This is a genomic window from Elstera cyanobacteriorum (genome assembly GCF_002251735.1).
Classification (GTDB): domain Bacteria; phylum Pseudomonadota; class Alphaproteobacteria; order Elsterales; family Elsteraceae; genus Elstera; species Elstera cyanobacteriorum.
In genome coordinates, this window is sequence record NZ_NOXS01000032.1 from 156,202 (window position 1) to 181,295 (window position 25,094).

Annotated in this window: 25 protein-coding genes and 1 tRNA gene; 16 read left to right on the forward strand and 10 right to left on the reverse strand. The window is 63.3% G+C overall.

What is annotated here, in order from left to right; all coding sequences use genetic code 11:
* Positions 1-164 precede the first annotated feature (164 nt).
* The 3 genes from CHR90_RS09820 to recG form a co-directional block, all read right to left on the reverse strand.
* Entirely contained in the window at positions 165-1,367 is a 1,203-nt protein-coding gene (locus tag CHR90_RS09820; protein ID WP_170941367.1) for a cyanophycinase, read from the reverse strand.
* A gap of 107 nt (positions 1,368-1,474) precedes the next feature.
* Positions 1,475-1,864 carry a tautomerase family protein gene (locus CHR90_RS09825; protein WP_094408828.1) on the reverse strand — a complete coding sequence of 130 codons (390 nt, stop codon included), beginning with the start codon at positions 1,862-1,864 and terminating at the stop codon, positions 1,475-1,477.
* Between the two features lie 25 nt (positions 1,865-1,889).
* Positions 1,890-3,986 carry an ATP-dependent DNA helicase RecG gene (gene recG / locus CHR90_RS09830; protein ID WP_094408829.1) on the reverse strand — a complete coding sequence of 699 codons (2,097 nt, stop codon included), beginning with the start codon at positions 3,984-3,986 and terminating at the stop codon, positions 1,890-1,892.
* Between the two features lie 90 nt (positions 3,987-4,076).
* Between recG and CHR90_RS09835 the strand changes: the two genes are divergently transcribed.
* The 3 genes from CHR90_RS09835 to CHR90_RS09845 all read left to right on the forward strand — a co-directional run bounded on the left by CHR90_RS09835 (position 4,077) and on the right by CHR90_RS09845 (position 8,118).
* The gene (locus CHR90_RS09835; RefSeq protein WP_094408830.1) at positions 4,077-4,340 is read left to right on the forward strand and encodes an FAD assembly factor SdhE; all 264 of its coding nucleotides are present in this window, start codon (positions 4,077-4,079) and stop codon (positions 4,338-4,340) included.
* A gap of 77 nt (positions 4,341-4,417) precedes the next feature.
* Entirely contained in the window at positions 4,418-7,912 is a 3,495-nt protein-coding gene (gene mfd / locus CHR90_RS09840; protein WP_094408831.1) for a transcription-repair coupling factor, read from the forward strand.
* Between the two features lie 116 nt (positions 7,913-8,028).
* Positions 8,029-8,118, forward strand: a tRNA-Ser gene (locus CHR90_RS09845).
* A gap of 90 nt (positions 8,119-8,208) precedes the next feature.
* Here CHR90_RS09845 and CHR90_RS09850 read toward each other — a convergent pair.
* Positions 8,209-9,249, reverse strand: a complete 1,041-nt coding sequence (locus tag CHR90_RS09850; protein ID WP_141210919.1) for a hypothetical protein — start codon at positions 9,247-9,249, stop codon at positions 8,209-8,211.
* Positions 9,250-9,421: 172 nt separating this feature from the next.
* A complete protein-coding gene (locus tag CHR90_RS09855; RefSeq protein ID WP_094408833.1) occupies positions 9,422-9,709 on the reverse strand; it encodes a DUF1330 domain-containing protein in 288 nt (95 codons plus the stop codon).
* A 98-nt stretch (positions 9,710-9,807) separates the two neighbouring features.
* On the opposite strand from CHR90_RS09855, the gene CHR90_RS09860 reads away from it, so the two are divergent.
* The 3 genes from CHR90_RS09860 to CHR90_RS09870 are packed head-to-tail and all read left to right on the forward strand — an operon-like array spanning position 9,808 to position 11,293.
* The gene (locus CHR90_RS09860) at positions 9,808-10,383 is read left to right on the forward strand and encodes a TetR/AcrR family transcriptional regulator (RefSeq protein WP_094408834.1); all 576 of its coding nucleotides are present in this window, start codon (positions 9,808-9,810) and stop codon (positions 10,381-10,383) included.
* 11 nt (positions 10,384-10,394) lie between these two features.
* A complete protein-coding gene (locus CHR90_RS09865; protein WP_094408835.1) occupies positions 10,395-10,682 on the forward strand; it encodes a YciI family protein in 288 nt (95 codons plus the stop codon).
* 2 nt (positions 10,683-10,684) lie between these two features.
* Positions 10,685-11,293, forward strand: coding sequence for a DNA-3-methyladenine glycosylase I (locus tag CHR90_RS09870; RefSeq protein ID WP_094408836.1), 609 nt, complete (start codon positions 10,685-10,687; stop codon positions 11,291-11,293).
* Here CHR90_RS09870 and CHR90_RS09875 read toward each other — a convergent pair.
* A complete protein-coding gene (locus tag CHR90_RS09875; RefSeq protein WP_170941368.1) occupies positions 11,290-12,645 on the reverse strand; it encodes a GGDEF domain-containing protein in 1,356 nt (451 codons plus the stop codon). The genes CHR90_RS09870 and CHR90_RS09875 overlap by 4 nt on opposite strands.
* Positions 12,646-12,776: 131 nt before the next feature.
* Between CHR90_RS09875 and CHR90_RS09880 the strand changes: the two genes are divergently transcribed.
* The 9 genes from CHR90_RS09880 to CHR90_RS09920 all read left to right on the forward strand — a co-directional run bounded on the left by CHR90_RS09880 (position 12,777) and on the right by CHR90_RS09920 (position 21,908).
* Positions 12,777-13,571, forward strand: a complete 795-nt coding sequence (locus CHR90_RS09880; protein WP_094408838.1) for a YdcF family protein — start codon at positions 12,777-12,779, stop codon at positions 13,569-13,571.
* A gap of 74 nt (positions 13,572-13,645) precedes the next feature.
* Positions 13,646-14,635 (forward strand): lytic murein transglycosylase, encoded by a 990-nt coding sequence (locus CHR90_RS09885; RefSeq protein WP_094408839.1) that lies wholly within the window; start codon positions 13,646-13,648, stop codon positions 14,633-14,635.
* A 34-nt stretch (positions 14,636-14,669) separates the two neighbouring features.
* Positions 14,670-15,698 (forward strand): septal ring lytic transglycosylase RlpA family protein, encoded by a 1,029-nt coding sequence (locus CHR90_RS09890; protein WP_094409248.1) that lies wholly within the window; start codon positions 14,670-14,672, stop codon positions 15,696-15,698.
* A 19-nt stretch (positions 15,699-15,717) separates the two neighbouring features.
* On the forward strand, positions 15,718-17,019 hold the full coding sequence (locus tag CHR90_RS09895) for a D-alanyl-D-alanine carboxypeptidase family protein (RefSeq protein ID WP_229671456.1): 1,302 nt from the start codon (positions 15,718-15,720) through the stop codon (positions 17,017-17,019).
* Between the two features lie 3 nt (positions 17,020-17,022).
* Entirely contained in the window at positions 17,023-17,655 is a 633-nt protein-coding gene (tmk, locus tag CHR90_RS09900; RefSeq protein ID WP_094408840.1) for a dTMP kinase, read from the forward strand.
* Positions 17,655-18,728 carry a DNA polymerase III subunit delta' gene (locus CHR90_RS09905; RefSeq protein WP_094408841.1) on the forward strand — a complete coding sequence of 358 codons (1,074 nt, stop codon included), beginning with the start codon at positions 17,655-17,657 and terminating at the stop codon, positions 18,726-18,728. The genes tmk and CHR90_RS09905 overlap by 1 nt, the downstream gene beginning before the upstream one ends.
* Before the next feature lie 17 nt (positions 18,729-18,745).
* On the forward strand, positions 18,746-20,308 hold the full coding sequence (metG, locus tag CHR90_RS09910) for a methionine--tRNA ligase (RefSeq protein WP_094408842.1): 1,563 nt from the start codon (positions 18,746-18,748) through the stop codon (positions 20,306-20,308).
* A complete protein-coding gene (locus tag CHR90_RS09915) occupies positions 20,305-21,114 on the forward strand; it encodes a TatD family hydrolase (RefSeq protein WP_094408843.1) in 810 nt (269 codons plus the stop codon). Before metG ends, CHR90_RS09915 begins: the two co-directional genes overlap by 4 nt.
* On the forward strand, positions 21,111-21,908 hold the full coding sequence (locus CHR90_RS09920) for an MBL fold metallo-hydrolase (protein ID WP_094408844.1): 798 nt from the start codon (positions 21,111-21,113) through the stop codon (positions 21,906-21,908). The genes CHR90_RS09915 and CHR90_RS09920 overlap by 4 nt, the downstream gene beginning before the upstream one ends.
* A 16-nt stretch (positions 21,909-21,924) precedes the next feature.
* Here CHR90_RS09920 and CHR90_RS09925 read toward each other — a convergent pair whose 3' ends face one another.
* Complete coding sequence (locus CHR90_RS09925) at positions 21,925-22,656, reverse strand: helix-turn-helix transcriptional regulator (RefSeq protein WP_094408845.1); 732 nt, start codon at positions 22,654-22,656, stop codon at positions 21,925-21,927.
* A gap of 85 nt (positions 22,657-22,741) precedes the next feature.
* On the opposite strand from CHR90_RS09925, the gene CHR90_RS09930 reads away from it, so the two are divergent.
* Positions 22,742-23,176, forward strand: coding sequence for a RidA family protein (locus CHR90_RS09930; protein ID WP_094408846.1), 435 nt, complete (start codon positions 22,742-22,744; stop codon positions 23,174-23,176).
* 59 nt (positions 23,177-23,235) lie between these two features.
* On the opposite strand, the gene mazG is transcribed toward CHR90_RS09930, so the two are convergent.
* The 3 genes from mazG to CHR90_RS09945 are packed head-to-tail and all read right to left on the reverse strand — an operon-like array spanning position 23,236 to position 25,066.
* Positions 23,236-24,072 (reverse strand): nucleoside triphosphate pyrophosphohydrolase, encoded by an 837-nt coding sequence (gene mazG, locus CHR90_RS09935; RefSeq protein WP_212668666.1) that lies wholly within the window; start codon positions 24,070-24,072, stop codon positions 23,236-23,238.
* Positions 24,069-24,704 carry a histidine phosphatase family protein gene (locus tag CHR90_RS09940; RefSeq protein ID WP_094408848.1) on the reverse strand — a complete coding sequence of 212 codons (636 nt, stop codon included), beginning with the start codon at positions 24,702-24,704 and terminating at the stop codon, positions 24,069-24,071. The genes mazG and CHR90_RS09940 overlap by 4 nt, the downstream gene beginning before the upstream one ends.
* Positions 24,701-25,066 (reverse strand): bleomycin resistance protein, encoded by a 366-nt coding sequence (locus tag CHR90_RS09945; protein WP_094408849.1) that lies wholly within the window; start codon positions 25,064-25,066, stop codon positions 24,701-24,703. The genes CHR90_RS09940 and CHR90_RS09945 overlap by 4 nt, the downstream gene beginning before the upstream one ends.
* Between the last annotated feature and the right edge of the window lie 28 nt (positions 25,067-25,094).

Genomic DNA, 25,094 nt, shown 5'->3' on the forward strand with positions numbered 1-25,094 from the left:
TTCCCTTCGAACAGGTACAGCAAAATTCGAATCGCTTGACCGCGACGAACTCGCCATAGCCGCCGCACACCTGAGCTAAAAAGAGGCGATGACGGCTGAAGTATTATCAGCAGACGGAGCGGGGTTGGACGCTGGCGCATGAGGCGAAGCCCGCCGCGTAATCCTTACGGTTTCTGCGCCACCGGTGCCGTAACGGATAGACGGAGCCCCGTTAGGCTATAGGCCCGGTCCCCTGGTAGATCGGACGCAAAATAGACCTTGGTTTCCGGCGTGCGGGTAACGCTGATGCGGATGCCCGGAACCTGCGACCCACCCGCAGCAAGGCCGGTAGCGTTGATTGCCGCGAGCTCCATCAGCTTCCGAAACGCGCCCGGTGCGAAAACCTCGCTCACACTATTTTCGACCGTGACGCGCGCGGGGGTGATTTGGGGGCGGGCCGGGGAAATCTGGATAGAGCCGTTCGACGGATCGTAGCGGTCGCCATCGGCGAGCAAATCAATGGCGATTTGACGATACGGCTCCCTAGCGGACGTGGGACGCAAGGCAACCGCGCCACTTTCCCCAATAATGGTCCAGGGGGTGCCGTCGCCGGGAATAAGCACGGCAGTATCTTCATCCAATCCCAGAGCAAATGGCTCAGCGGTGGTTTTTAGGGCACCAACGAGCCGCCCGATCAAACCGCGCTCTAAGAAATGAGCATCGATCAATCCCTCCGAGACAAACCGCAACCCCGGCGCCAGTTTAAGGCGATTATTGACCAAAGCATCGACCGAGCTTCCTGCCCCGCACTCGCACATCATCGTTTTGCTCGCCGCCATTGCCCCGGCGCTCGATCCCGTGACGGCGGCCCCCTCCGCGTGGCGTTGACGGATCGCTTTCAGGGCTGGGGTGTCGGTGCCGTTGTTTTCTATCAGCGCGGTCGATAGCCGCGATGGGTCACCCCCAGCGAAATAAAACACAGAACAGGCATAAATAGCCCCCAAGACCTTTGGATCTCGGGTCGAAACAGCCCGGTTTTCCGGCGTTATGCCCAAAAAGATGAATGTGATTCCGTTCTGGGCGTCGGCCCTTTCGAATGGCCGGGGGTCGGGGGCGGCAGCTTCGATCAAGCAGACCTGGGGGCTATTCAGTTTGGAACGGCGGGCAAACTCGAACAAAGCCTCAAAAAACGCCTCAGGCTTCGCTGAGCGCCGCCCCCCGCCGCCACCGTGCAACAACAGCGGGCCGGGCTTCAGGCCAGTGTCGGCAATCCGTTCAAAAGCAGAATAGCTGAAGGGCGCGCGCAGCCCGCTGGCGACGGGCGTGGCTTTAACTGTCGGTTCCGACGTGGTTTGGCAGGCTGCGAGGCCAACCGCGATCAGTGTCACAGAAACCACTTGCGCCCATCGACTCAGCAAATCCCGCCCCCCCATGGCTGAAACGCTTTCGAAAAGCCTCGCAGATTTTTTACCTGCCCGGCAACCTAGTGTTTACCCTAAAGCCCCAAAACGGATTTCACCGACCCTGCGGGGCTGAAGGACCAGTCGATCGCCCGGTTTTCCAGCAGGAAAATGATCGAATTTTCGGGCGGAAACTGAATGGCGGCAAGGCGTTGCCGCACGTCTTTGAAAAGCGCTTCTTTTTGCTCGTCTGATCGTCCGGCAAGCAGGGCGATTTCGATGATAATGGTCGCGGCCGGGTCGCGTTTGCCCAAGAAGGTAGGATGCAAGATCATATCATCGGCGTCATAGCGCGCCACGAGACAGAAATAATCGTCGGGATTAACGCCGCAGGTTTCAACGAGACAATCGTGCAACAGATTGTTGATCGCGTGACAGGTCTCGGCCGGAAGATCCTTCGGAACATGCAATTTATTGAACGGCATAGCGGTTTTCCTTTCTCAAAACAAATCACCCAGCCCGCAGGAACCGCGCCGCCGCATCCCGTTCGAACAGGTAGAGCAAAATCCGCATCGCTTGCCCGCGCTCGCTGTCTAACTCGGGATCGCGGGAGAGTAGGTTTTGCGCGTCGGCGCGGGCGGTGAGCAGCAGGTCTTCCTGCTGCACGGGATCGCAGAGCTTGAAACCGGGCAGGCCGCTTTGCTTGGTGCCCAGCACCTCGCCGGAGCCGCGCAGGCGCAAGTCTTCCTCGGCGATGCGGAAACCGTCTTCGCTTTCGCGCAGGATTTTCAGGCGCGATTTGGCGACCTCGCCCAACGGGGCCTGATAGAGCAGCAGGCAGGTGGACCGGTCGCCGCCGCGCCCAACGCGCCCGCGCAATTGGTGAAGCTGGGCAAGCCCATAGCGCTCGGCGTGCTCGATCACCATGATGGTGGCCTCCGGCACATTGATGCCGACTTCGATGACCGTGGTGGCGACGAGGATTTTAAGATTGCCGCGCGCGAAGGCGGCAATCGCCGCGTCTTTTTCGGCGGCTTTCAGGCGCCCGTGGACCAGCCCGACCACGCCAGGGCCGAACACTTGCTCCAGGGCCGCCGCGCGGTCGGTGGCGGCGGCGAGATCGACCAGTTCCGATTCCTCGACCAGCGGGCAGACCCAATAGACCCGCGCATCGCGCTGGATCGCCCGGCCAACGGCGAAAACCACTTCTTCCAGCCGTTCTAAGGGCAGGGCGCGCGTGTCGATGGGCTTGCGCCCCGGCGGCTTTTCCGTGAGGCGTGAAATATCGAGATCGCCGTAAGCGGTGAGGGCGAGGCTGCGCGGGATTGGTGTTGCCGTCATCACCAGCACATCGACGCCCCGGCCCTTATGGGCCAGCGCCAAGCGCTGATGGACGCCGAAGCGGTGCTGCTCGTCGATCACGGCGACCGCTAAATCCTTGAAAACAACGTCTTCCTGAAATACCGCATGGGTGCCGATCAGAAGATCAATCTCGCCTGCCGCCAGCGACGCCAGCAGCGCTTCGCGCGGCTTGCCCTTATCGCGCCCGGTCAGCACGGCCACGCGCAGGCCCACGGCGTCCGCAAGCGGTTGGATGGTTTCGAGGTGCTGACGGGCGAGAATTTCCGTTGGGGCCATCAGCGCGCCCTGTGCCCCCTCCTCAATCGCCACGGCCAGGGTGAGCAGCGCTACCACCGTCTTGCCGCTGCCGACATCGCCTTGCAGCAAGCGCAGCATGCGCCGGTCCGACGCCAGATCGGCATCGATTTCGAGTAGTGCCTGTTCTTGCGCGCGGGTCAGGGCGAAGGGCAGGGCGGCGCGCAGTTTTGCACGCAACGCCCCGCAGCTGTGCGCCGCCGCCACCAAAGGCCGCCCCGTCAGGCGCTTATGATGCTCGCGCAGCAGCAGCAGGGCCATTTGATTGGCCAGGATTTCGTCGTAGGCGAGGCGCTGGCGGGCGGGATTAGTCGGCTGAAGCTCGGCGTCGGCCTTAGGGTGGTGCAGGGCGCGCACCGCCTCCGCCCAGACCGGCCAGTTCCGTTGCTTCACCAAGGATTGATCGGCCCATTCCGGCAGGTCCATTACGCGCGACAGGGCGGTTTCGATCAGCCCCGCCAAAACCTTGGGCGTAATGCCCGCCGTCATCGGATAGACCGGCTGCGGTGCCGTTGCGGTCGAAAAACTCTCGGGCGCGCCGATAAAATCCGGGTGCGGCATTTGTTTTTCAACGCCATAGGCTTCGATCTTACCCGCCACCACCCGTTCGCCGCCCACCGGCAGCAGCTTGGCGAGGTAATCGCCCTTGGCGTGGAAGAAGATGAGATGCAGAAAACCGCTGGCGTCGCGCACCCGCACCCGCCAGGGGTGGCGCGGGTTTTCCGGCGCGCGGTGCTCTTCCACCGTCACGCGCAGGGCGGCGCTTTCCCCGGGTACGGTTTCGGCGATCGATCCGCGCGCCCGATGCTCCACCAGCCCCACCGGACGGTGCCAGAGAAGATCGACAACGCTCGAAAGCCCCAGCTTTGCCAATAGCTTCGCCCGCGCTGGCCCAACCTTGGGCAGCGCCTCGACGGAGGCAAAGAGCGGAAAGAGAATTTGCGGGCGCACCGATTAGTCCTGTATTTCGCCGCTGACAGGCTGCGGGGAGCGGTCTATATCCATCCCCGGCTTCGGACAAGCCCGAAGCGGGGGGACATCATGACCGATGATTTGACGACGCGCCGCAAGCGCATTCTGTTTCAGGCCCGGCACCGGGGCACCAAGGAAGCCGATTTGCTGATTGGTCGCTTCGTCGAAGCCCATCTCGATGGCTTCAGTGTCGCCGAACTCGATGCGCTGGAAGCGGTGATGGCGGAACAGGATCTCGACCTTGTGGCCTGGATTATCGGGGGCGTAACGCCGCCCGAAGCCTCCAACACCCCTATGCTGGCGCGCATTATCGCCCATCACCGCGCCGCCTAGAGCAAATCCCGAGCAGGTGGCGACACCTGCGACGACGCATTTGCTAAGAAAATGCCCGATTGATTGGACTTGCCGTCATGAGCCTTGCGAAAACCCCCGCCTGGTACGCTGCCCCCGGTCGTCTCGATCTGCACGGTGTCCCCGACGGTTATGAAGCGTTGGTCTTGCGCCGGGCGGCAGAAGCGATTGGGGAGCAGGGGCGGGCCGTCCTCCACATCGCGCAACACGACGCCCGCGTCGCGCAACTAACGGAAAGTTTGGCGTTTTTCGCGCCGGATATCCAGGTGCTCAGCTTTCCGGCCTGGGATTGCTTGCCCTACGACCGTGTGTCGCCGAACAGCGATCTGGTCGCCAAACGCCTCGATACGCTGACGCGGCTGCTGGCGGAAGCGGGCAGCAAAGCGCCGCGCGTTATCCTAACGACCGTTTCCGCCATCACCCAGCGCGTGCCGACGCGCGAGAGCTTAGCCCAAGCCGCCCTGGCGCTGAAAGTGGGCCAGCGCGTCGATACTAAGGCGCTGCTGGGGTTCTTCGAGCGTAACGGCTATCATCGCACCGAAACCGTGCGTGAGCCGGGGGAATATGCCGTGCGCGGCGGCATCGTCGATGTCTTTCCGACCGGGATGACCGATCCGCTGCGGCTCGATCTCTTCGGCGATACCCTGGAGACGCTGCGGGATTTCGATCCGGTGACGCAACGGTCGAGCGGCACGCGAAAGGACGTGACGTTTCGCCCCGTTTCCGAAGTGCCGATGGACGAGATTGCCATCCACCGCTTCCGCTCTGGCTATCGCAGCCTGTTCGGCGCCGAAACGGCCAATGATCCGCTGTACGAAGCGGTCAGCGCCGGGCGCAAGCAGATCGGCATGGAACATTGGTTGCCGCTGTTCCACGAGCGGCTGGAAACCCTGTTCGATTATATCCCCGGCGCGGCGATCACGCTCGACCCGCAGGCCGAAGAGGGGGCCAAGGCGCGGTTCGAGCAGATCAATGAGTTTTTCCAGGCGCGCAAGGACTTAGCGACCGCCGCGCGCAAGGATGGTGCGCCCTATCATCCGCTGCCGCCCGATCTTCTCTATCTGACCGAACGGGATTGGCGCCTGTCGCTGGAGGGCCGCCCGCACGCTGTCTTTCATATCGGCGCCGCGCCGGACGATGCAGCCAACCGCGCCGATACCGGCACGCGCCCCGGCCATGATTTCGCCGAGGCCCGCCTGCGGCAAGAAGGCTCGCTCTATGATGCGGTGCGGGAGCATGTGGTGTCTCTCCGCGCCCAAAAGCGCCGGGTGCTGATCGCCGCCCATTCCCCCGGCTCCCGCGACCGGCTGTTCGGCCTGCTGCGCGATCATGGCATGCCGAGCCTGGAGGTGGCGGAGAGCGGCCCCGCCGCCCTGGCACTGCCGGCGGATAAGGTGGTGCTGGTCACGCTAGCGCAGCCGCGCGGCTTTCTGGCGCCCGATGTGGCCCTGATCACCGAAGCCGATATTCTCGGCGACCGGCTGATCCGCACACCCAAGCGCAAGAAAGCCGCCGATTTCATCACCGATGCGGGTACGCTGACCACGGGCGACCTTGTGGTGCACGTCGATCACGGTATCGGCCGTTACGAGGGGCTGGAGGCGATTGCCGTTTCCGGCGCGCCGCACGATTGCCTGTGCCTTTCGTATCTTGGCGGCGACAAGCTCTATGTGCCGGTAGAGAATATCGATACGCTGTCGCGCTTCGGGTCGGAAGACGTTGGTGTCACCCTCGATAAGCTCGGCGGCACTGCTTGGCAGGCGCGTAAAGCCAAGGTCAAGCAGCGCATCCGCGATATTGCCAACAAGCTGATCGCCGTTGCCGCGCAACGGGCGCTGCGGGAAGGGGAAATCCTAACCCCGCCCGATGGGCTGTACGACGAGTTTTGCGCGCGCTTCCCCTATCCTGAAACCGACGATCAACTGCGCGCCATCGAAGATGCGGTGGCCGATCTCGCCTCCGGCAAGCCGATGGACCGGCTGATCTGCGGCGATGTTGGCTTCGGCAAAACGGAAGTGGCCCTACGCGCCGCGTTCGTTGCCGCGCTCTCCGGCCAGCAGGTGGCCGTGGTGGTGCCGACGACGCTGCTGGCCCGCCAGCATTATCAAAACTTCTCCAACCGTTTCAAAGGCTTCCCAGTTCGCATTGAAACGCTGTCGCGCCTCGTGACGCCGAAGCAGGCAGCCCTGACCAAGGCGGGGCTGAAAGATGGCACCGTCGATATCATCGTTGGCACCCACGCCGTGCTGGCCAAGACCATCGAGTTTAAACGGCTCGGCCTGCTGATCGTTGACGAAGAGCAACATTTCGGCGTGGCACAGAAGGAGCGGTTGAAGGAACTGAAGTCGGACGTTCACGTCCTCACCCTCACCGCCACCCCGATCCCGCGCACCCTGCAACTGGCGCTGACCGGCGTGCGCGATCTCTCGATCATCGCCACCCCGCCAGTGGACCGGCTGGCCGTGCGAACCTTCGTGCTACCCTATGATCCGATGGTGGTGCGCGAGGCGATCCTGCGCGAACATTTCCGGGGCGGGCAGTGTTTCTACGTTAGCCCACGCCTGGAAGACCTTGATATGCTGGCCGAACGGCTGCGGACCCTGGTGCCGGAAGTAACCTTCACCACCGCGCACGGGCGCATGCCCGCCAGCCAGTTGGAAGACGTGATGAACGCCTTCTGCGATGGGAAGTATGACGTGCTGCTCTCGACCAATATCGTCGAAAGCGGCCTCGATATTCCCTCCGCCAATACGATGATCGTGCATCGAGCCGATCTGTTCGGTCTGGCGCAGCTCTATCAGTTGCGTGGGCGCATCGGGCGATCGAAACTGCGCGCCTATGCCTATCTGACCCTGCCGACCGGCAAAGTGCTGACCGAAAGCGCCCAAAAGCGGCTGGAGGTTATGCAAACGCTCGATAAACTCGGCGCAGGCTTCCAGCTTGCCAGCCACGATCTCGATATTCGCGGCGCCGGGAACCTGCTGGGCGACGAACAATCCGGGCATATCAAGGAAGTCGGGATCGAGCTTTACCAGCATATGCTGCAAGAAGCCGTGGACGCCGCCCGCGCCGGGGGGATCGGCAGCGGGGAGGGGGCGGCAGACGCCTGGTCGCCGCAAATCGCCGTCGGTATCCCCGTGCTGATCCCGGAAACCTATGTGGCGGACCTGGGCGTGCGCCTGGACCTCTACCGCCGCGCCGCCGTGCTGGCCAACCGGGAGGAAATCGACGGTTTCGCCGCCGAAATGATCGACCGCTTCGGCCCGCTGCCCGCCGATGCCGATGGGTTCCTAAAGGTCATTGCCATCAAAGCCCTGTGCCGTCAGGCCGGGGTGGAAAAGGTCGACGCCGGGCCGAAGGGCGTGCTGCTGACCTTCCGCGACAAGAGCTTTAAAAACCCCGATGGGCTGATCCGCTACATCCAGCGCCAGGCGGGCACCGTCAAATTGCGCCCGGACCATAAGCTCGTCGTCATCCGCGCCTGGGAAACCGCCGCCGAACGGCTGGAAGGCGTAACGAAGGTGCTGCAACAATTGGCCGATCTGGCGGGGTAGAGCCGGGGGCGTGGGCGGTATCGCGGGGTTCCACCCCGCCCCCCGCCAGGACCGCTGCCGGTCCTGGACCTGCGCGCTTGACGGACCCCAGGCGGCTTCGCTAGGGTCCGCCCCACGGATGGGTGGCCGAGTGGTTTAAGGCAGCGGTCTTGAAAACCGCCGAAGGTGTGAGCCTTCCGTGGGTTCGAATCCCACCCCATCCGCCATCATACGCTGGAGCACGCCACAATCTTCCGTGTCTCTCCGACCGAGTACGGGCGCGACCGCTGCGTAAATTTCTGGTCGCGTTGGAGGCGTCAACCAGCTCGAAACCAGATCGCTGAAAAGAGAAGCGGGAAGCTATCCATCAGCCAGTCGCTCCAATTATCAGGTTCCGGATTGATTCGCCGGACGGTCGGCTCCGCGTCCGCTGCATGGTTGAGGACGCGGAGAGCCATGTCGGACGCTCTTTCCATGAGATCGCCATCCACATGCTCGACTGTGTCCCACCAACGCCAGCCGCCTGCGTGCGCGGCGAACTCGTTCCGGAGGAAGTACACATGTTCTGCTAGCTGTGCGTCATTTTGGTGCATACCCAGCGTCGTGATCAGATCAGAGCGGCTACGCCGTGGATCGCCGACCACGCTGGTCCACCCAATCGTCTGCAATGATTGCAACACGCAGTCAATGGCGACCAAGGCTTCGAGTTCGAAACCAGCGGACAAGAGCGATTGCCCGCGAAGGAAATGGAACACGGCCTGATGAACCGCCGGATCGAATGTGTTTCGGCGTGTCCAGCGGGATCGGCTCCGAGGTGCTGCTTCAACTCCTCCCCATCGGCTAACACTGTCTTCAACCGCGGTCGAAAGCGCCATTCTTGGCAAGACCGGAGGAGTGACCGCCCCGTAGCGGCAACTATGCGCTTCCGAACCGAATGGGTGAAGAACTGCGCGGTCTCTCTCCCAAGCGATCATCAGCACCTTAGCTACGTGCGAACGATGGATGTACTGACGCGCGTAATGTCCCAACCACGAGAGCACGTCGTAGACGTATTCGTCGCGGAGGGCCTTACGCCAGCCGAAACCCCATCCCGGAACGACTGTGCTCACCGCCAGCCCCTTCTGGCAGGGGACCACGCGCCAACCTTGGCCTGAAGCCTGGAATTGAGGAGCTGAGTGATCGCCAAGCAGGATCGTCATGCATTCCGACCAAGAGTTGCGCTTGGCTATCTCGTCGACGAAGCGGTCCACGCCCAACGCGAGTTTACCGCGCATTTCAGGTGGTTGGCTGCTACCGTCGAACCACTTGAGGATTAGAGATTTTGCACGAGCCTTCAGATTTGGCGAACGGAAATTCATGAAGACCTTTGACGTTAAGCGCTTTTAATGACGCTCTAGGATTGGTGTCTGAGCCAGTACAAAATCCCGGGTCATAGTGCCACGGCGAAAACATAGTGATCATCGCTATCGGTCGCGGCCCGCCAAAACTGTATCGACTCCCTCGCGGGTCCAAGGCGACTCCAGAGCGCTCTCACCCCTCCACAATAAACATCCGCGCCTTTTGCGCCAGGGCGCGCTCGGCTTTGATGGGGGCGTAGTCGGCGGATTGGTAGAAGGCCTGGGCGGCGGCGACGGAGGGGAATTCGAAGAGGCCCGCGATGGGGAGCGGGGAGACGTCGCCTTCCAGCACCTCGACCACCGGTCCAAAGTGCAGGATGCGCCCGCCCGCCGCGTGCAGGGCGGCCTGAAAGCGCGGCGCTAGGGCGGCTTGGCGGGCGGGGTCGGTGATGCGCAGGTTGATATGGACATAGGCGGGCATGGGGTCTCTCCAATAGATAGCTGCGTACACAGTATTCTCAATTTGCCCCCGAGTCGAGAAGGCTTGATCATTTAGGACAATCGTCCTAAACTCGCCCCATGCCCGCTATCACCGATACCCGCGACCGGATTATCGCTACCGCCGATGCGCTGTTTTACGCGCGCGGCTATGCGGCGACCTCCTTCATGGACATCGCCCAGGCGCTGGGGATTTCGCGGGGGAATTTTTATTATTACTTCAAAACGAAGGATGAAATCCTTGCCGCCGTGATCGAATTCCGGCTGGCGCGCACGCGCGCCCTGCTGGACGCTTGGTCGCAGGAGGAGGGCAGCCCGGCGGCGCGGGTCGGGCGCTTCATCCAAATGCTGATCGACAATCAGGCGCCGATCATGGCGCACGGCTGCCCGGTCGGCACCCTCTGCGCCGAGCTTGCGAAACTCGATCATCCGGCGCAGCCGCAGGCGCGGGCGCTGTTCACCCTGTTCCGGGATTGGCTGCGCGCGCAGTTCGACGCGCTGGGGCAGGGGGCGCGGGCCGATGCCCTCGCGCTGCACGCGCTGATGCGCAGCCAGGGCATTGCAACGCTGGCGACCGCCTTTCGCGATCCCGTTCTGCTGGGCCAAGAGGTTGCGGCGCTGCGCGCTTGGCTGGCCGATCTTTCCCCCAATCCTTAAGCGAGGGCCCAATGTTCGTTGTTTTTCTGCGCTTTACCGAGCATAAGGCGAAAGCCCCGGCCTTTATGGCCGCCCATAACGCCTGGTTGGCGGAAGGGTTTGCGGCGGGGGATTTTCTGCTGAGCGGCGGATTGGCCCCCGGCCTCGGCGGTGCGCTCCTGGCGCAGGCCGCCTCCCGCCCGGCACTCGAAGCCCGGCTGGCCACCGATCCGTTCGTAGCCGAAGGGATTGTGACGGTGGATATTCACGAAATCGCCCCGGGCCGGACCGATCCCCGGCTTGCCTTTCTGGCGGCCTAACGATGGCCGACCTTTTCCTTGCCCCCGACGGACGCCCGCGCTGCCGCTGGTGTGGCGGCGCGCCGGAGTTTCTGCCGTACCATGATCAGGAATGGGGATTTCCGGTCGCCGATGATCGTCGGCTGTTCGAAAAGCTCTGCCTTGAGGGCTTTCAGTCGGGCCTGAGCTGGCGGACGATCCTCAATAAGCGCGAGAATTTCCGCGCGGCCTTCGATGGGTTCGATATCAAGGTGATCGCCGATTATTCGGAAGCAGATGTCGAACGGCTGCTGGCCGACGCCGGGATTATCCGCCATCGCGGCAAGATAGAAGCCGTGATCAACAATGCCCGCCGGGCGGTTGAGCTTACGGCCCAGGAAGGCTCGCTCGCTGCCTACCTCTGGCGCTTCGAGCCGACACCGGGGGAAACCGCGCCGCCGCAAAGCGCTTCCGTCTCGCCAACCTCGATTGCCCTCTCCAAAGATTTGAAAAAGCGCGGCTGGAAATTCGTTGGCCCAACAACGGTTTACGCCTTTATGCAGGCCATGGGGTTGATCAACGATCACGCCGACGGCTGCGCCATCCGGGCCGAAGCGGCGGCGGCGCGAGCGCGGTTTACCCCGCCGGTTTAACCGCACACACGGTTCCGCCCCTCGGCCTTGGCGCGGTAGAGATGGCGGTCGGCGGCCTTCAAGGTTTCTTCCGCCGTTTGGCCGGGGGCGTGCGCGGCGATCCCGACGCACAGGGTCACCGATAGGCGTGGATCAATCTCCGCCCAGGGATAGGCCGCCACCGCTTGGCGCACCTGCTCGCAGAGGATAATTGCCGAGTCAAAATCCGTGTTCGGCAGGGCCAGAACAAACTCTTCACCCCCATAACGGCCTACGGTATCGCCCGCGCGCAGGGTCTGCGTCAGCAGAAGAGCGATCTGTCGCAACACCGCGTCCCCGGTCGCGTGGGAACAAGCGTCGTTAATGCGCTTAAAGAAATCGATATCGGCGAGCGCCAGAACCAGCGGCGCCCCCCGCGCCTCGGCGTCGCGCACCAGACCGGCGGCGATCTCGTCGAAATGACGGCGGTTGAACAGGCCGGTCAGCCCATCGCGGATGCTGACTTCGTAGAGTTTTTCGGCATGGGCGTTGATTTCGCGGTTCTTATCGCGCAGCGCTTCGTGGCTGCGGGCCAGCTCGTCGCTCATGCGGTTGAAGGCTTCGGCAAGCAGGCCGATTTCGTCGCGGGACCGCACCGGCACTTGCTGCCGCAACACTCCGCCGTGCATTCCGGCAATCGCCTGGGTAAAGGGCGACAGCGTGCGATTGACGTGCCGCCCGGCCAAGAGGCCTAAGAGAATGGCCATCAAGGCCGCCGCACCGCTGCCCCAGATCAGGGCATTCTGCATCGCGGCCAGATAGGCAAGGTCGGTGGTCGAATAATTCGCGGTACCCTGGGGCAGGGCATAGGCAACAATTTCGCCTTTCACCCGGATCGGCACGCCCTGCGCCCGTTCGTCGGCGGTCACCTGCCGCCGCATGCCAAATTCATCAAGCTGACGGGGATTGAGCACGATCCCCTCGGGATCATAGAGCGTAAAGCGAAACAGTGGCCGAAAGTTCCCCCCCTCGCTTCCCGTCCCTATCGGGTAGGGCGGCCGGGCGGGGCGGGAGCCGAACTCCCCCGGGCGCATAGGGGGCAGCGGTTGGGCCTGGTCGGCGTCCCCTGTATCGGTTTCTGCCCCGCGCGCGGCCAAAAACGCCCGGCGCCGCCCAACAAACTGGGTGAAGGGTTCAAGCTTTATCCCAGCTTCCCACGAGCCATAGGTCAGCCAATAGGCCGCAACATCGCCCCGGAAATTGCGGGCTGATCCGGCCTCCACGATCTCCCCGAACCGCCGCTCCAGCCGCTCATAGGCAACACCACCCATGACCGCAACCGTAATGAGGCTCGTCAGCAAGAAGGCCATGATCAGCTTTAAGCGTAAGGACATTGAGACGCTACTCCGAGTACAGGGGTAAGGTGCCGTGCTGCGGCGCGAAGAGCAAGCCCTCGGGAAGCCGCGTGACGGCGGCGGCATTCGGCCCTATGGTCGCGCCATTGCGGGGGGCCTGAGGAGCGAGCATGGCGTTCTTTCTGTCGAAACTGCTTTGGATGATTGCCAATCCAGCCAATCTGATGGGAGTGCTGGCGCTGCTGGCGACCGTGGCAGCCTTGCTGCGCTGGCGGCGGCTGATGATCGGTACCCTCACGCTGCTGCTCGCACTCTGTACGGCGATGACGGTCACGCCGCTGCCGAATGCGGTGCTGGCTGCACTGGAATTGCGCTTTCCCCAGCCTGACCTCGGCAAACTTCCTAAGGTAGACGGCATCATCGTGCTGGGCGGCGCGGTCGATACCAACCGGTCGGGTGATTTCAATACGCTGGTCGTCACCGATGCCGCCGAACGGCTGCTAGCGCTGTCCGACCTTGGCCGCCGCTTTCCGAACGCAAAGCTGGTGATGACCGGCGGGTCTGCCAATATCGACCGCGACGGCGCCTTGATGGAAGCCGATCTGGTGCGTGACAAGTTTCTTCCGATGGTCGGGATCGACCCTGGCCGGGTGATCTTCGAGCGCGACTCGCGGAACACGGATGAAAACGCCCGCTTTAGCGCCGCCCTCGTCAAGCCCCAGCCGGGGGACGTCTGGCTGCTGGTGACCAGCGCTTACCATATGCCCCGCGCCGTGGGGATTTTCCGCCACCAAGGCTGGCCGGTGGTGCCCTATCCAGTGGATTACGGCTCGTCGCGCGATAGCCCGATTAGCTTTGATCTGCTCGGTGGGATGCAGAACTTCTATTGGGCGAGCCGCGAATGGATCGGGCTTGTCTATTACCGGCTTTTGGGGCGGACGGACAGTCTCTTTCCGGGTCCGTAATAAGCCGGGTGATTGCGTCATACGACGAGCTGTGCGAGAAGGAACGCAGAGGCAGCGTAACACAGGAAGCGGCAATGCGGGCGAGGCACTTACGGAAGGGCACAGGGGCGGTGGCCCTGGCGGCACTGCTGCTTAGCCTGCCAGTTCGCGCGCAAACCGATCCGGGCTTCAGCGCTTGGCTGCAAAGCTTTAAAGCTGACGCGGCGCAAAAGGGTATTTCGGCCCGCACGCTCGATAGCGCCCTGACCGGCATCGCGCCGATCCCTCGCGTTCTGGAACTCGACCAGCGCCAGCCAGAGAAAACCATCCGGTTCGAAACCTACCGCCGCTCGGTGATCAGTGACGCCCGCGTAAAAGCCGCGCGGGAGCGGCTGGCCCAGCATCGGGCCGCCTTGACCGACGTTTCAACCAGTAGCGGCGTTCCTGCCCCCTATATCCTGGCCCTGTGGGCGGTCGAAAGCGATTTCGGGCGCGGGCAGGGCGGGTTTGCGGTGGTTCCAGCGCTGGCTACCTTGGCCTACGAGGGGCGGCGGCGCGAGTTCTTCGCGAATGAGCTGATCGCGGCGTTGCAGATTCTGGATCGTGGGGAGGCGACGCTTAGCCAATTGCGCGGCTCTTGGGCCGGGGCGATGGGCCAATCGCAGTTTATGCCGTCGAGCTACTTGAAGTATGCCAAAGACGGCGATGGGGACGGCAAGCGCGATATTTGGGGCAATCCGCGCGATGTTTTTGCGTCCATCGCCAATTATCTTGCGACGGTCGGCTGGCGCCCGGACCTCCGGTGGGGGCGGGAAGTCTCGGCCCCGGCGGGGTTGGCGGCGGATCTCGTCGGTCTCAAGACGCGGAAGCCGCTGGCGGATTGGGAGGCGCTGGGAATCACGCGGCGTGACGGCCAACCGGTGACCGGCCCTGCGGGGCTCGAAGCCTCGCTAGTGCAACCCGATGGGCCGGAGGGGCCGTCTTATTTGGTCTATGATAACTTCCGTACCTTAATGGATTGGAACCGCTCGACATATTTCGCCACGGCCATCGGCCTGCTGGCAGATCGGATTGGGGATGGCTAAGGCGATAATGCTCTATCGGGATACGACGAACCATATGCGGACGCTGCTTCGGGTCGGGGTCATCGGGCTGACGGCGGCGGGCTTAGCCGCCTGTAGCTCCCGCCCGCCTGCGACTACCCCTGCCACCACAAGCGCCGGGTCCGCCGATACTTCGCAGGTGCCGGAGAAGGCGGTCTATAAGGTCGGCAATCCCTATCAGATTAACGGCATTACCTATTATCCGTCCGAAGATTATTCGTATGACGAAACGGGGGTTGCCTCCTGGTACGGCCCCGGCTTCCACGCCAAACTCACCGCGAATGGCGAGGATTATGACCAAAACGATATGACGGTCGCGCATCGCACGCTGCCCATGCCCAGTTTCGTGCGCGTAACGAACCTTGATAATGGCCGGGTCGCGGTGTTCCGGGTCAATGACCGGGGGCCTTATGCGCGCGGTCGGATTATCGATATTTCCCGGCGCGGGGCGCAATTGCTGGGCTTCGATCAAGCCGGAACGGCGCGGGTGCGGGTGCAGATTCTCGCGGCCGAATCCCGCCAGCTTGCCGATGCGATGCGCTCGCAGGGGCGGGTTGCGCCGGATAATGCCAGCAAGGGCAGTGGCACGCTGATCGCGCGGGTCGCCCCCCCCGCCAATGATCCAAAGGCCAATGCCGCGCCGCGCAGCAGCGTTGCCGTCGAGCGGCTTGATGCGCCCAACGGGGTGAAATCCGCCCCCTCCGCTGCGGTCCCATCGGCGCCGAGTGCGCCGCCGGTCGTCGGCACGCAGCCGGTCATTCAGCCGCCGCCCGATCCGACCGGGTTGGCGCCGACCACAGCCCCGAAACGGACACAATTGTTTGTTCAGGTCGCCGCGCTGTCGAGCGAGGAGGGCGCGCGCGTGCTGAGCCAGCGCTTGACCGGCTATGGTAAGGTGATCATTCAACCGGTGACCACGGGCAGTGGCCAGCGGCTCCAGCGCGTCCGCATCGGGCCGCTGGCGACGGTCGAAGATGGCGACCGTACCCTAGATGATGTTATCAACCGCGGCGGCTATCCCGATGCCCGCCTCGTGGTCGAATAAGCGAAGGAGTAGAAGGGTCATGCGCATGCGGAACGAGACGCAGCGGTTTCTGTCGGGTAGGCTTCTCGGTGGTGTCGCCGCCGCGCTGATCGCCCTGACGGTGACGGCCCCCGTCGCGCAGGCGCAGCAGCAGCAGCCGAAGCCGCCCGCGCAAAAGGCCGCGCCTGCCGCTAAACCGGCGCAGGGCGCAAAGCCACCGACCCAGACCCCGCCGCCACCCCCCGCGCCGACCGTTAACGCCAAAGGCTGGCCGATCATCGAAACAACGGGGACGCATGCCCTGCTGTTGGATGCGAATACCGGCACGATCCTGATGGAAAAGAACGCCGATCAGCGCATGTACCCCTCGTCGATGACGAAAATGCTGACAACGCATATCGTCTTCGAAAAGCTGAAAAAAGGTGATCTGAAGCTGAGCGACGAGTTCCCCATCTCGGAAAAAGCCTGGCGGATGGGCGGCTCTAAGATGTTCATCGATGTCGGCTCGCGGGTCACGGTGCAAGATTTGCTGCATGGCGCCGTCATCGCCTCCGGCAATGATGCCTGCGTGGCGCTGGCCGAAGGGATTTCCGGGTCAGAAGAAGCCTTTGCCGACGAAATGAACCGGCATGCCAAAGCCATTGGCATGACCGATACGCATTTCCGCAATTCATCGGGCTGGCCAGACCCGGATCATTGGACCACGGCGCACGATCTCGCGGTGCTGGCCCTCTCGACCATTCGCAATTTTCCTGAATATTACCCGATGTATGCGCAGCGGGAATTCACCTTCAATAATATCAAGCAGGGCAACCGTAACCCGCTGCTCTACGATCTGCCGGGGGCCGATGGCTTGAAGACGGGGCACACCGAAGTCGCGGGTTACGGCCTGACGGGCTCGGCGGTGCGCGACGGGCGGCGGCTGGTGCTGGTCGTCAATGGTCTTAAGTCCATGAAGGACCGCGCCCAGGAAACCGCCCGCCTGATGGAATGGGGCTTCCGCGAGTTTGACGCCTATCTGCTCGGCAAACCGGGGGATACGCTGACCGATGTGCCGGTTTGGCTCGGCACACAGCCGACCGTGGCCGTAACCGTCAAAGACTCGGCCTATGTCACCCTGCCGCGCCGCTTGCGCAAGGACATGGTGGCAACGGCAAAGTTCGATGGGCCGGTCGAAGCGCCCGTGCTGAAAGGGCAGGCGGTTGGCAAGCTGGTGGTCAGCGCCCCAGGGGCGGATGCTATCGAAATCCCGCTGGTTGCTGCTGCCGATGTCCCGGAGCTCGGGCTGTTCGGCCGGGTTGGCGCGGCGATGCGCCACTATCTGCTCGGGTCGGCGCAATAGGGCATGACCGCGCGTTTCATCAGCTTTGAAGGCGGCGAGGGCGGCGGAAAATCGACCCAGATCGCCCGCCTTGCCGACTGGCTGCGCGGGCGCGGTAAGAGCGTCTTAACAACGCGGGAGCCGGGCGGCTCTCCAGGGGCAGAGGAAATCCGCACCCTCTTCGTCACCGGCGCGGCCGACCGCTGGGATGGGGTGACGGAAGCCCTGCTGGTTTCCGCCGCGCGCCGCGATCATGTGATGAAAACCATCCGCCCGGCCTTGGCGGCGGGAACCTGGGTCTTGTGTGACCGCTTCGCCGATTCGACGCTCGCCTATCAGGGCTATGGCCGGGGGTTGTCGCTGGAGATGCTCAAAACGCTGCAAGCGCTGGCAACCGATGGGCTGACCCCGGATCTTACCCTGTGGTTCGACGTACCGGTTACGATCGGTCTGCACCGCGCCGCCGCCCGGCGAGGTACCGAAGCGCGCTTCGAGAGCCTGGACACTGGTTTTCACGAAAGACTTGCCCAAGGCTATGCCACCCTGGCCGCCGCCGAACCGGCGCGGTTCCGGCGGATCGACGCGGCGGCACCGCTGGCGGCGGTTGAAGCGGCGGTGATCGATACTGTCGCCGCCCGTTTCCCCGATCTCGGCTAATGCGCGCGCCCCGCGAAACCCTGTCCCTGATCGGCCATGCTGAGGCGGAACGGCTAGCGGGCGAGGCGCTTTCAGGGGATCGCGTGCCGCAAGCCTGGCTGCTGACTGGCCCGCCAGGGGTTGGAAAGGCGACCTTCGCCTACCGCATGGCGCGGTTTCTGCTGACGGGTGCCGGTTCCGATGCTGGCCCCAGCCTATTCGGTGACGCGGCGCCCGCAACGGGGCTGGGCGTTGATCCCGATCATCCCGCCGTGCGCCAAATCGCCGCCGGATCGCACCCCGATCTTCTGGTCATCGAACGGGCGATGGACGAGAAAAAGGATAAGCTGAAAGCGGCGATCAGCGTCGATCAAGTGCGCGAGATCGGCCAGTTCCTGCATCTCACCGCGTCGCAAGGCGGCTGGCGCATTGTCATCGTCGATACCGCCGACGAGATGAATACCAATGCCGCCAATGCTTTGCTGAAGGTTCTGGAGGAGCCGCCGAAACGCTCCATGCTGCTGCTGGTCAGCAATACCCCTGGGCGCCTGCTGCCGACCATCCGCTCGCGCTGCCGTCTGCTGCGCTTCAGCCCCTTAGCGGATGCCGAGGTTCGCGCGGTGGCCGCCGAAGTGCTGGACGCGGGCGAGACGCTCGACCCTATCGCCGTGCTGCTGGCCGACGGCGCACCGGGCCGGGCGCTCGCCCTCGCTGAGCCAGAAACGCGGGCGGTGCTGACCGACCTTCTGGCGCTGCTGAAACAGGGCGCGCGGCTTGACCCCCTGGCCCTGCACGCTTTCGCCGATAAGCTGGGTAAGGCCGGGGCGGACGCGCTTTACCGCAGCTTTCTTGACCTATTCGACGCGTGGCTGATGCGCATTATCCGCCACACAGCCCGAACGGGCAGCCCGCCCAATGACTTGCCGGGCGAAGCGGACGCCGCGCAAGCCGCGATTGCAGCGGCAGGAAGCCTTGATCGTTTGATCGAGGTATGGGAAAAAAACGGTCAGCTTTTCCGGCAGACCGATGGGCTTAATCTCGACCGCAAACAAGCGGTTCTATCGGCCCTGCTGCCCCTGACTCTGCGTCCCTGACGCTTGAAGGAAATTCGATGGCCGCGTCCCCCTCTGTGCCCAGCTATTACGTTACGACACCGATCTATTATGTGAACGACAAGCCCCATATCGGTCATGCTTACACGACGCTGGCCTGCGACGTGCTAGCGCGGTTTCTGCGCCTTGATGGAACCCAAGTGCATTTTCTGACCGGCACGGACGAACACGGGCAGAAGGTGGAAAAATCGGCGGCAGCGGCGGGGATCGATCCGAAAGCTTTCACCGATAAGGTTTCACAGAATTTCCGCGATCTCGCCGTGCGGATGAATTACACCAACGATGATTTCATCCGCACTACCGAACCGCGCCATTACACTGCCTGTCAGGCGCTGTGGAAACGGTTGATGGACAAGGGCGAAATCTACCTGGGGGCCTATGAAGGTTGGTATGCGATCCGCGACGAGGCTTTTTATGCCGAATCAGAGTTGATCGAGACGCCGAACGGCAAGAAAGCCCCGACCGGCGCCGATGTGGAATGGGTGACGGAGCCGAGCTACTTCTTCCGCCTGTCCAACTGGGGCGACAAGCTGCTGGCGTTCTACGACGCCAACCCGGATTTCATCGCCCCGCGCTCCCGCCGCAACGAGGTGATCAGCTTCGTCAAGGGCGGCCTGCAAGACCTCTCCGTCTCGCGCACCAGCTTCTCCTGGGGCGTGCCGGTGCAAGGCGACGACAAGCACATCATGTACGTCTGGTTTGATGCGCTGACCAACTATCTGAGCGCCATCGGCTATCCCGATGAAACTAATCAGGCTTTCAAGGACTTCTGGCCCGCCTCGTTGCATATGGTCGGCAAGGATATTCTGCGCTTCCACGCGGTATTCTGGCCTGCCTTCCTGCTGGCGGCCGACCTGCCGCCGCCGAAGCGCGTCTTCGCCCATGGCTGGTGGACCAACGAAGGGCAGAAGATTTCGAAATCCTTGGGCAATGTCATCGATCCGCTGGTGCTGATCGATACCTATGGCCTTGATCCGGTGCGCTATTTCCTGCTGCGCGAAGTGAGCTTCGGCAATGATGGCGATTTCAGCCATGCCCAGATGGTCAAGCGCATCAATACCGATCTCGCCAATGATCTCGGCAATCTGGCCCAGCGCGTGCTGTCGATGATCGGCAAGAACTGCGGCGGCATCGTGCCGACGCCGGGGCCGTTCACGGAGACCGATACCGAAATGCTGGACGCCGCCGCCGCCCTGCACGCAGGTGTGCGCGAGCAGTTCTTGGAACAAGCCTTCCACCGGGCCCTGGAAAGCGTTTGGGACGTGGTGGTTGCCGCCAACCGTTATGTCGATCAACAGGCGCCCTGGACCCTGCGCAAGACCGATTTTGCGCGGATGGAAACCGTGCTCTATGTCCTGGCCGAAGTCGTGCGCCAAGTCGCGCTGATTTTGCAGGCGGTCATGCCCGCGTCGGCGGAAAAGCTGCTCGATCAGGTGGCCGTGCCCGCCGACCGCCGCAGCTTTGCCGATTTCACGACGCGCCTTGCGCCGGGCACCGCGCTTCCGGCGCCGCAGGGCGTCTTCCCGCGCTGGGTGGCGGCGGAAGAGGGGGCGACCTCGTGAGCCTACTCGTCGATAGCCATTGCCACCTCGATTTCCCGGATTTTTCGGAAGATCTCGACGGCGTCGTCACCCGCGCCAATGCGGCAGGCATTGGGTTGATGCTGACCATCGGCACCAAGTTGCACGCCTTCCCCGGCGTGCGCGCGGTGGCGGAACGGTTTGGCAATATCTATTGCTCGGTCGGCGTTCATCCGCACGAGGCGGAGAATGACTGGGGCTATGCTGCCGAAACCCTGGTCGCCGAAACACAGCACCCGAAGGTGGTGGCCATCGGCGAAACCGGCCTCGATTATTACTACGACCATAGCCCGCGCGATTTGCAGCAAAAGAGCTTCCGCGCCCATTGCGACGCCGCCCGGCGCACCGGCCTGCCGATCATCGTCCATACCCGCGATGCCGACGATGATACCATCAACCTGCTGGAAAGCGAGTTGGTGCAGGGGCCGTTTACGGGCGTGATCCATTGCTTCACCGGCACCCGGCGGCTGGCGGAAGCCTGCTTGGCGATGGGCTTCTATATCTCCATCTCCGGCATCATCACCTTCAAAAGCGCCGCCGATCTGAAGCAGACGGTGGCCGATGCCGTGCCGCTGGACAAGCTGCTGGTCGAGACCGACTCGCCCTATCTGGCGCCGATCCCCCATCGCGGCAAACGCAATGAACCGGCCTTTACCCGGAAGACCGCCGAATGCGTTGCCGGGCTGAAGGGCGTTTCGGTGGAGGCTTTGGCCGAGGCAACCACGGATAATTTCTTCCGGCTGTTCAGCAAAGTCCCGCGCGCGGCGCTGCTGGAGCGGGCGGCGTGAAAATCACCATCCTCGGCAGCGGCGCCTCGGGCGGGGTGCCGCTGGTCGGCGGCATTTGGGGCGCCTGCGATCCCAACGAACCGAAGAACCGCCGCCGCCGCGCGTCGATCCTGGTTGAAATCGAGCCGAGTGACCCGGAAGGGAGCGGGGAGGCGGCAACCATCCTCGTCGATACCGCCCCCGATCTGCGCGAACAATTGCTGATGACCGGCACGCGGCGGATTGATGCGCTGCTGTGGACCCACGCCCACGCCGACCATATGAACGGCATCGACGACGTGCGGATGATCAACCGCTTTATGCAGGCCGCGATTCCCGCCTATGGCCCGCCGGAGACCATTGAGCACGCCCACCGTGCCTTCGGCTACGCGCTGGCGCCGCTGCCAGAAGGCGTGACTTTCTATTTTAAACCCTGCCTCGACGGTCGCCCGATCCCGCCTGGCCCGTTCACCGCCGCTGGGGTCAAGATCACCGCCGTCGATCAAGACCACGGGTTTTCCCGCACCTATGGCTACCGCTTCGGGCGTATGGCCTATTCCACCGATGTCGTGCAGATGCCGCCGGAGGTGCTGGCGCACTATGCCGACCTCGACCTGTGGATCATCGACGCTTTCCGCCCCACACCCCACACCACCCACAGCCACCTCGCCCGCACCCTGGAGTGGATCGCCACGGTCAAGCCGAAGCGCGCCATTCTCACCCATATGAACGAAGATATGGATTACGCCACACTGAAGGCGACGCTGCCGGAAGGGGTGGAGCCGGGGTTCGATGGGATGGTGGTGGGGGTTTGAAACCCGCCAAATTTCTCTATTTTTGAAACTCTTGAGGCATCTCCCTAAACGGGCAAACATCATCGTCAAAAGGTACATGCCGCCGACGAAACTGAGTCCCCTCCACGATCTCCGGCGTGTTGATCCTGTCCATGCGGAAGTGGCGGAAATCGTCGCGGGCGGCGTCCCAGGCCACGAGATACCAGAGGGGCGTTAGGATCAGAAGGGCCTGGGGTTCGACCTCGCGGATGGTTGTCGCGCCTTTTGCGTCACGGTAGTGGAAGCGCAGAGGGAGCCGTTGAAGAAAAGCTGTCTCGAAGGCGGGCAGCAGAAGCGGATCAATCATCCCTAGGTTTGAAATATCCTGCTTGGGCGATAGTTGCCCGACATAGAGGCAGTCCAGAAGTCGGCGCAGGTCGCGCACCTTGTCCGCAGGAAGGGTTCTCTCGATCTTGGCAAGCCCCGCATCAGCCAAATTGGCGAAGGGCAGGGACCGGGCCGCACGCATCGCCGCAACGCTGATGAGAAGCGCGAACACCTCCGTCACCGTGAGTCGAGCCGTGGTTTGCACCGATTCCGGGTCAAGCTGAAGCCCGCCGCCCCGGCCGGATTCGGCATGGATGACGAAACCTTGATCGCGCAGCGCACCAATATCGCGCAGCACCGTTCGCCGCGAAGCGCCAACTTCTGCTGCCAAGTCGTTGACGGTCGAGGTTCCGGTGCGCCGGAGGATACGCACGATCGCATCGTGTCGAAGGCGGATGGTCATTGATCCGAACCCTAGCTCTTTTGGTGCCAAGTTATGGCACCAATTCACGGTACTCGGGTCGGGCTAACGCAACAAGGAGCGGACCATGACGCCTCAAAACCAAACACCTATCGCCCGCGCAACGCCGGTCATCGTCAACCCTTCCCACCTGCATGACCCGACGCCGAATGGTTACAGCACAGCGGTAATCGCCCCTGCTTCTGGCCGGTTGGCATTTATCTCAGGACAAGGCGGACAAGACCAGACCGGGGCTCTCTCGTCCGATTTCGGCGAACAGGTGACGCAAGCTTACGCGAACCTCGCTGCTGTGATCGACGCGCTCGGCGCGCGCCGGGATCAAGTGTTGAAACTAACGGTTTTCGTGGTGGACCATGATATGGCGAAGTTAGGGGCGCTGACCGAGGCCGTGACGCGGATGTTCGGCGGCAAACTGCCGGCACAGACGTTGGTTCCCGTGCCAAAACTCGCCATCGACCCGATGCTTTTTGAGGTTGAGGCGGTGGTTCTTTTGGATTGTTAACGCCCATCACGCTTGGGTGCGGGCGCGCAGGATGCGCCCCATCCAAACGAGCCGACTAACTATTCCGCTGCGTCCCGCTTCGCCGCCTGCCACAGCACTTCCATCTCCTCAAGGCTAGCGGCCTCCACCGACCGGCCCTCCGCCCGCAGGGCCGCCTCGATGAAGCGGAAGCGCTTATCAAACTTGGCATTGGTGCCGCGCAAAGCCGCCTCGGGATCGACGTTCAAATGCCGGGCGAGGTTGACGGCGCAGAAGAGGATATCGCCCAACTCCTCCTCCAGCCGCGCGGCATCGCGGGTGGGGGCGGTGAATTCGGCTTCGAACTCCGCCAGTTCCTCGCGCAGCTTGTCGAACACATCCTTGGGATCGGTCCAATCGAAGCCAACGCGCGCGGCGCGCTTTTGCAGTTTCAGGGCGCGCAGCAAGGCGGGCAGGGCGAGGGCGACATCGTCCAGCACACTCTCGGCCTTGCCTTTGGCGGCGCGTTCCTCGGCCTTGATGACCTCCCAGGCCGCCACCTGCCCGTCGCTGTCGCGGCCATCGGCCTGGGCGAAAACATGGGGGTGACGGCGGATCATCTTGGTGCTGATCGCCTCCGCTACATCGGCGAAGGTGAAGCCGCCCGCGTCCTGGGCGATTTGCGCTTGGAAGACCACCTGCAGTAGTAGGTCGCCCAACTCCTCCTTCAGCGCCTGCGGGTCGCCTTGGTTCACCGCCTCGGAGACCTCATAGGCTTCCTCGATGGTATAGGGCGCAATGGTGGCGTGGGTTTGCTCTAAATCCCACGGGCAGCCGCCCTCTGGGGAACGGAGGCGCGCCATAATCGCCAGCAGGCGCTGCATCGGATCGGCATGATCGGGGGGAGGGGGGAGGGCGGCCCCGGCGGGGGCGGTCATGCTGCCACCTCTGCCGGGGCCTCGGTCGCCACCCGCTCCAACCGGCCCTCGGTCAGCACATAGAAGGCATCCTGGGGCCGGTCCTGGGCGAACATCGCGGCAAGGTCGAGCCCCTGATACAGACCGCGCAAAATAATCCCGGAAATCCCGTGGGAAACGACGATATGCGGTGCCTTAACGGCGGCATGCTCCGCCAGCCAATCGCGCAGGCGGGGGATCGCGCCCGCATCGCCCTCGCCGCCCGGCGCGGTTCGGAACAAATCGACAACATCAAGCTGCTGGCGGTCGGCGGGCAGGGTAGCGCGCACCTTGTGCCAGTCGAGACCTTCCCACGCGCCCGCCGTCATTTCCTTCAGGCGCGGATCGATGCGATGGCGGAGGGTATACCCGCCCGGCCCGCGCGTTAGTTCCGCCGCAAGACGCGCCGCCGTCTCCCGCGTCCGCCCGAGCGGGCTGATTTGCAGCGTGACCGGGCCGGGGGCGGGGAAGCGTTCCGCCAAATAGGCCCGCGCCGCCACGCCCATCGCCGTCGCCTGCGCCCGCCCCAGCGCCGTCAAGGGCGAATCGCCGCTGCCTTGAATGCGCAGCACTTTGTTCCATTCGGTCTGACCGTGGCGAAACAGCAAAATCAAGGCTCAACCTCCTCCGGGGCGCATCCGAACCGCAGCAGAACGCCGCTGGGGTCGTGAATGTAGAATTCTTTCATACCCCAGGGCCGGGTTTCAAATGCCGAAAGCCGGGGGACGCCCCGCGCCGCATACTCGGCATAGAGCGCCACCACCTGCCCGCCGCGAATATAGCAGGAGGTGTTTTCGGCAAGGTGACGATCCGGCGTCGGCCAGAAATGGAGTTCCATCCCGCCGCGCCGAACGATCAGATAGGTTTCGTCGCTATAAACGATCTCGCTGAACCCAAGCAGATCGGCATAAAAGGCCCGCGCCTCGGCAAGATCGCGCGCGGGCAGAACGGGCAAGCAAAGGGCGGTATCGGTCATCGGTAACCTCGAAACGGGGAGCGGTTGG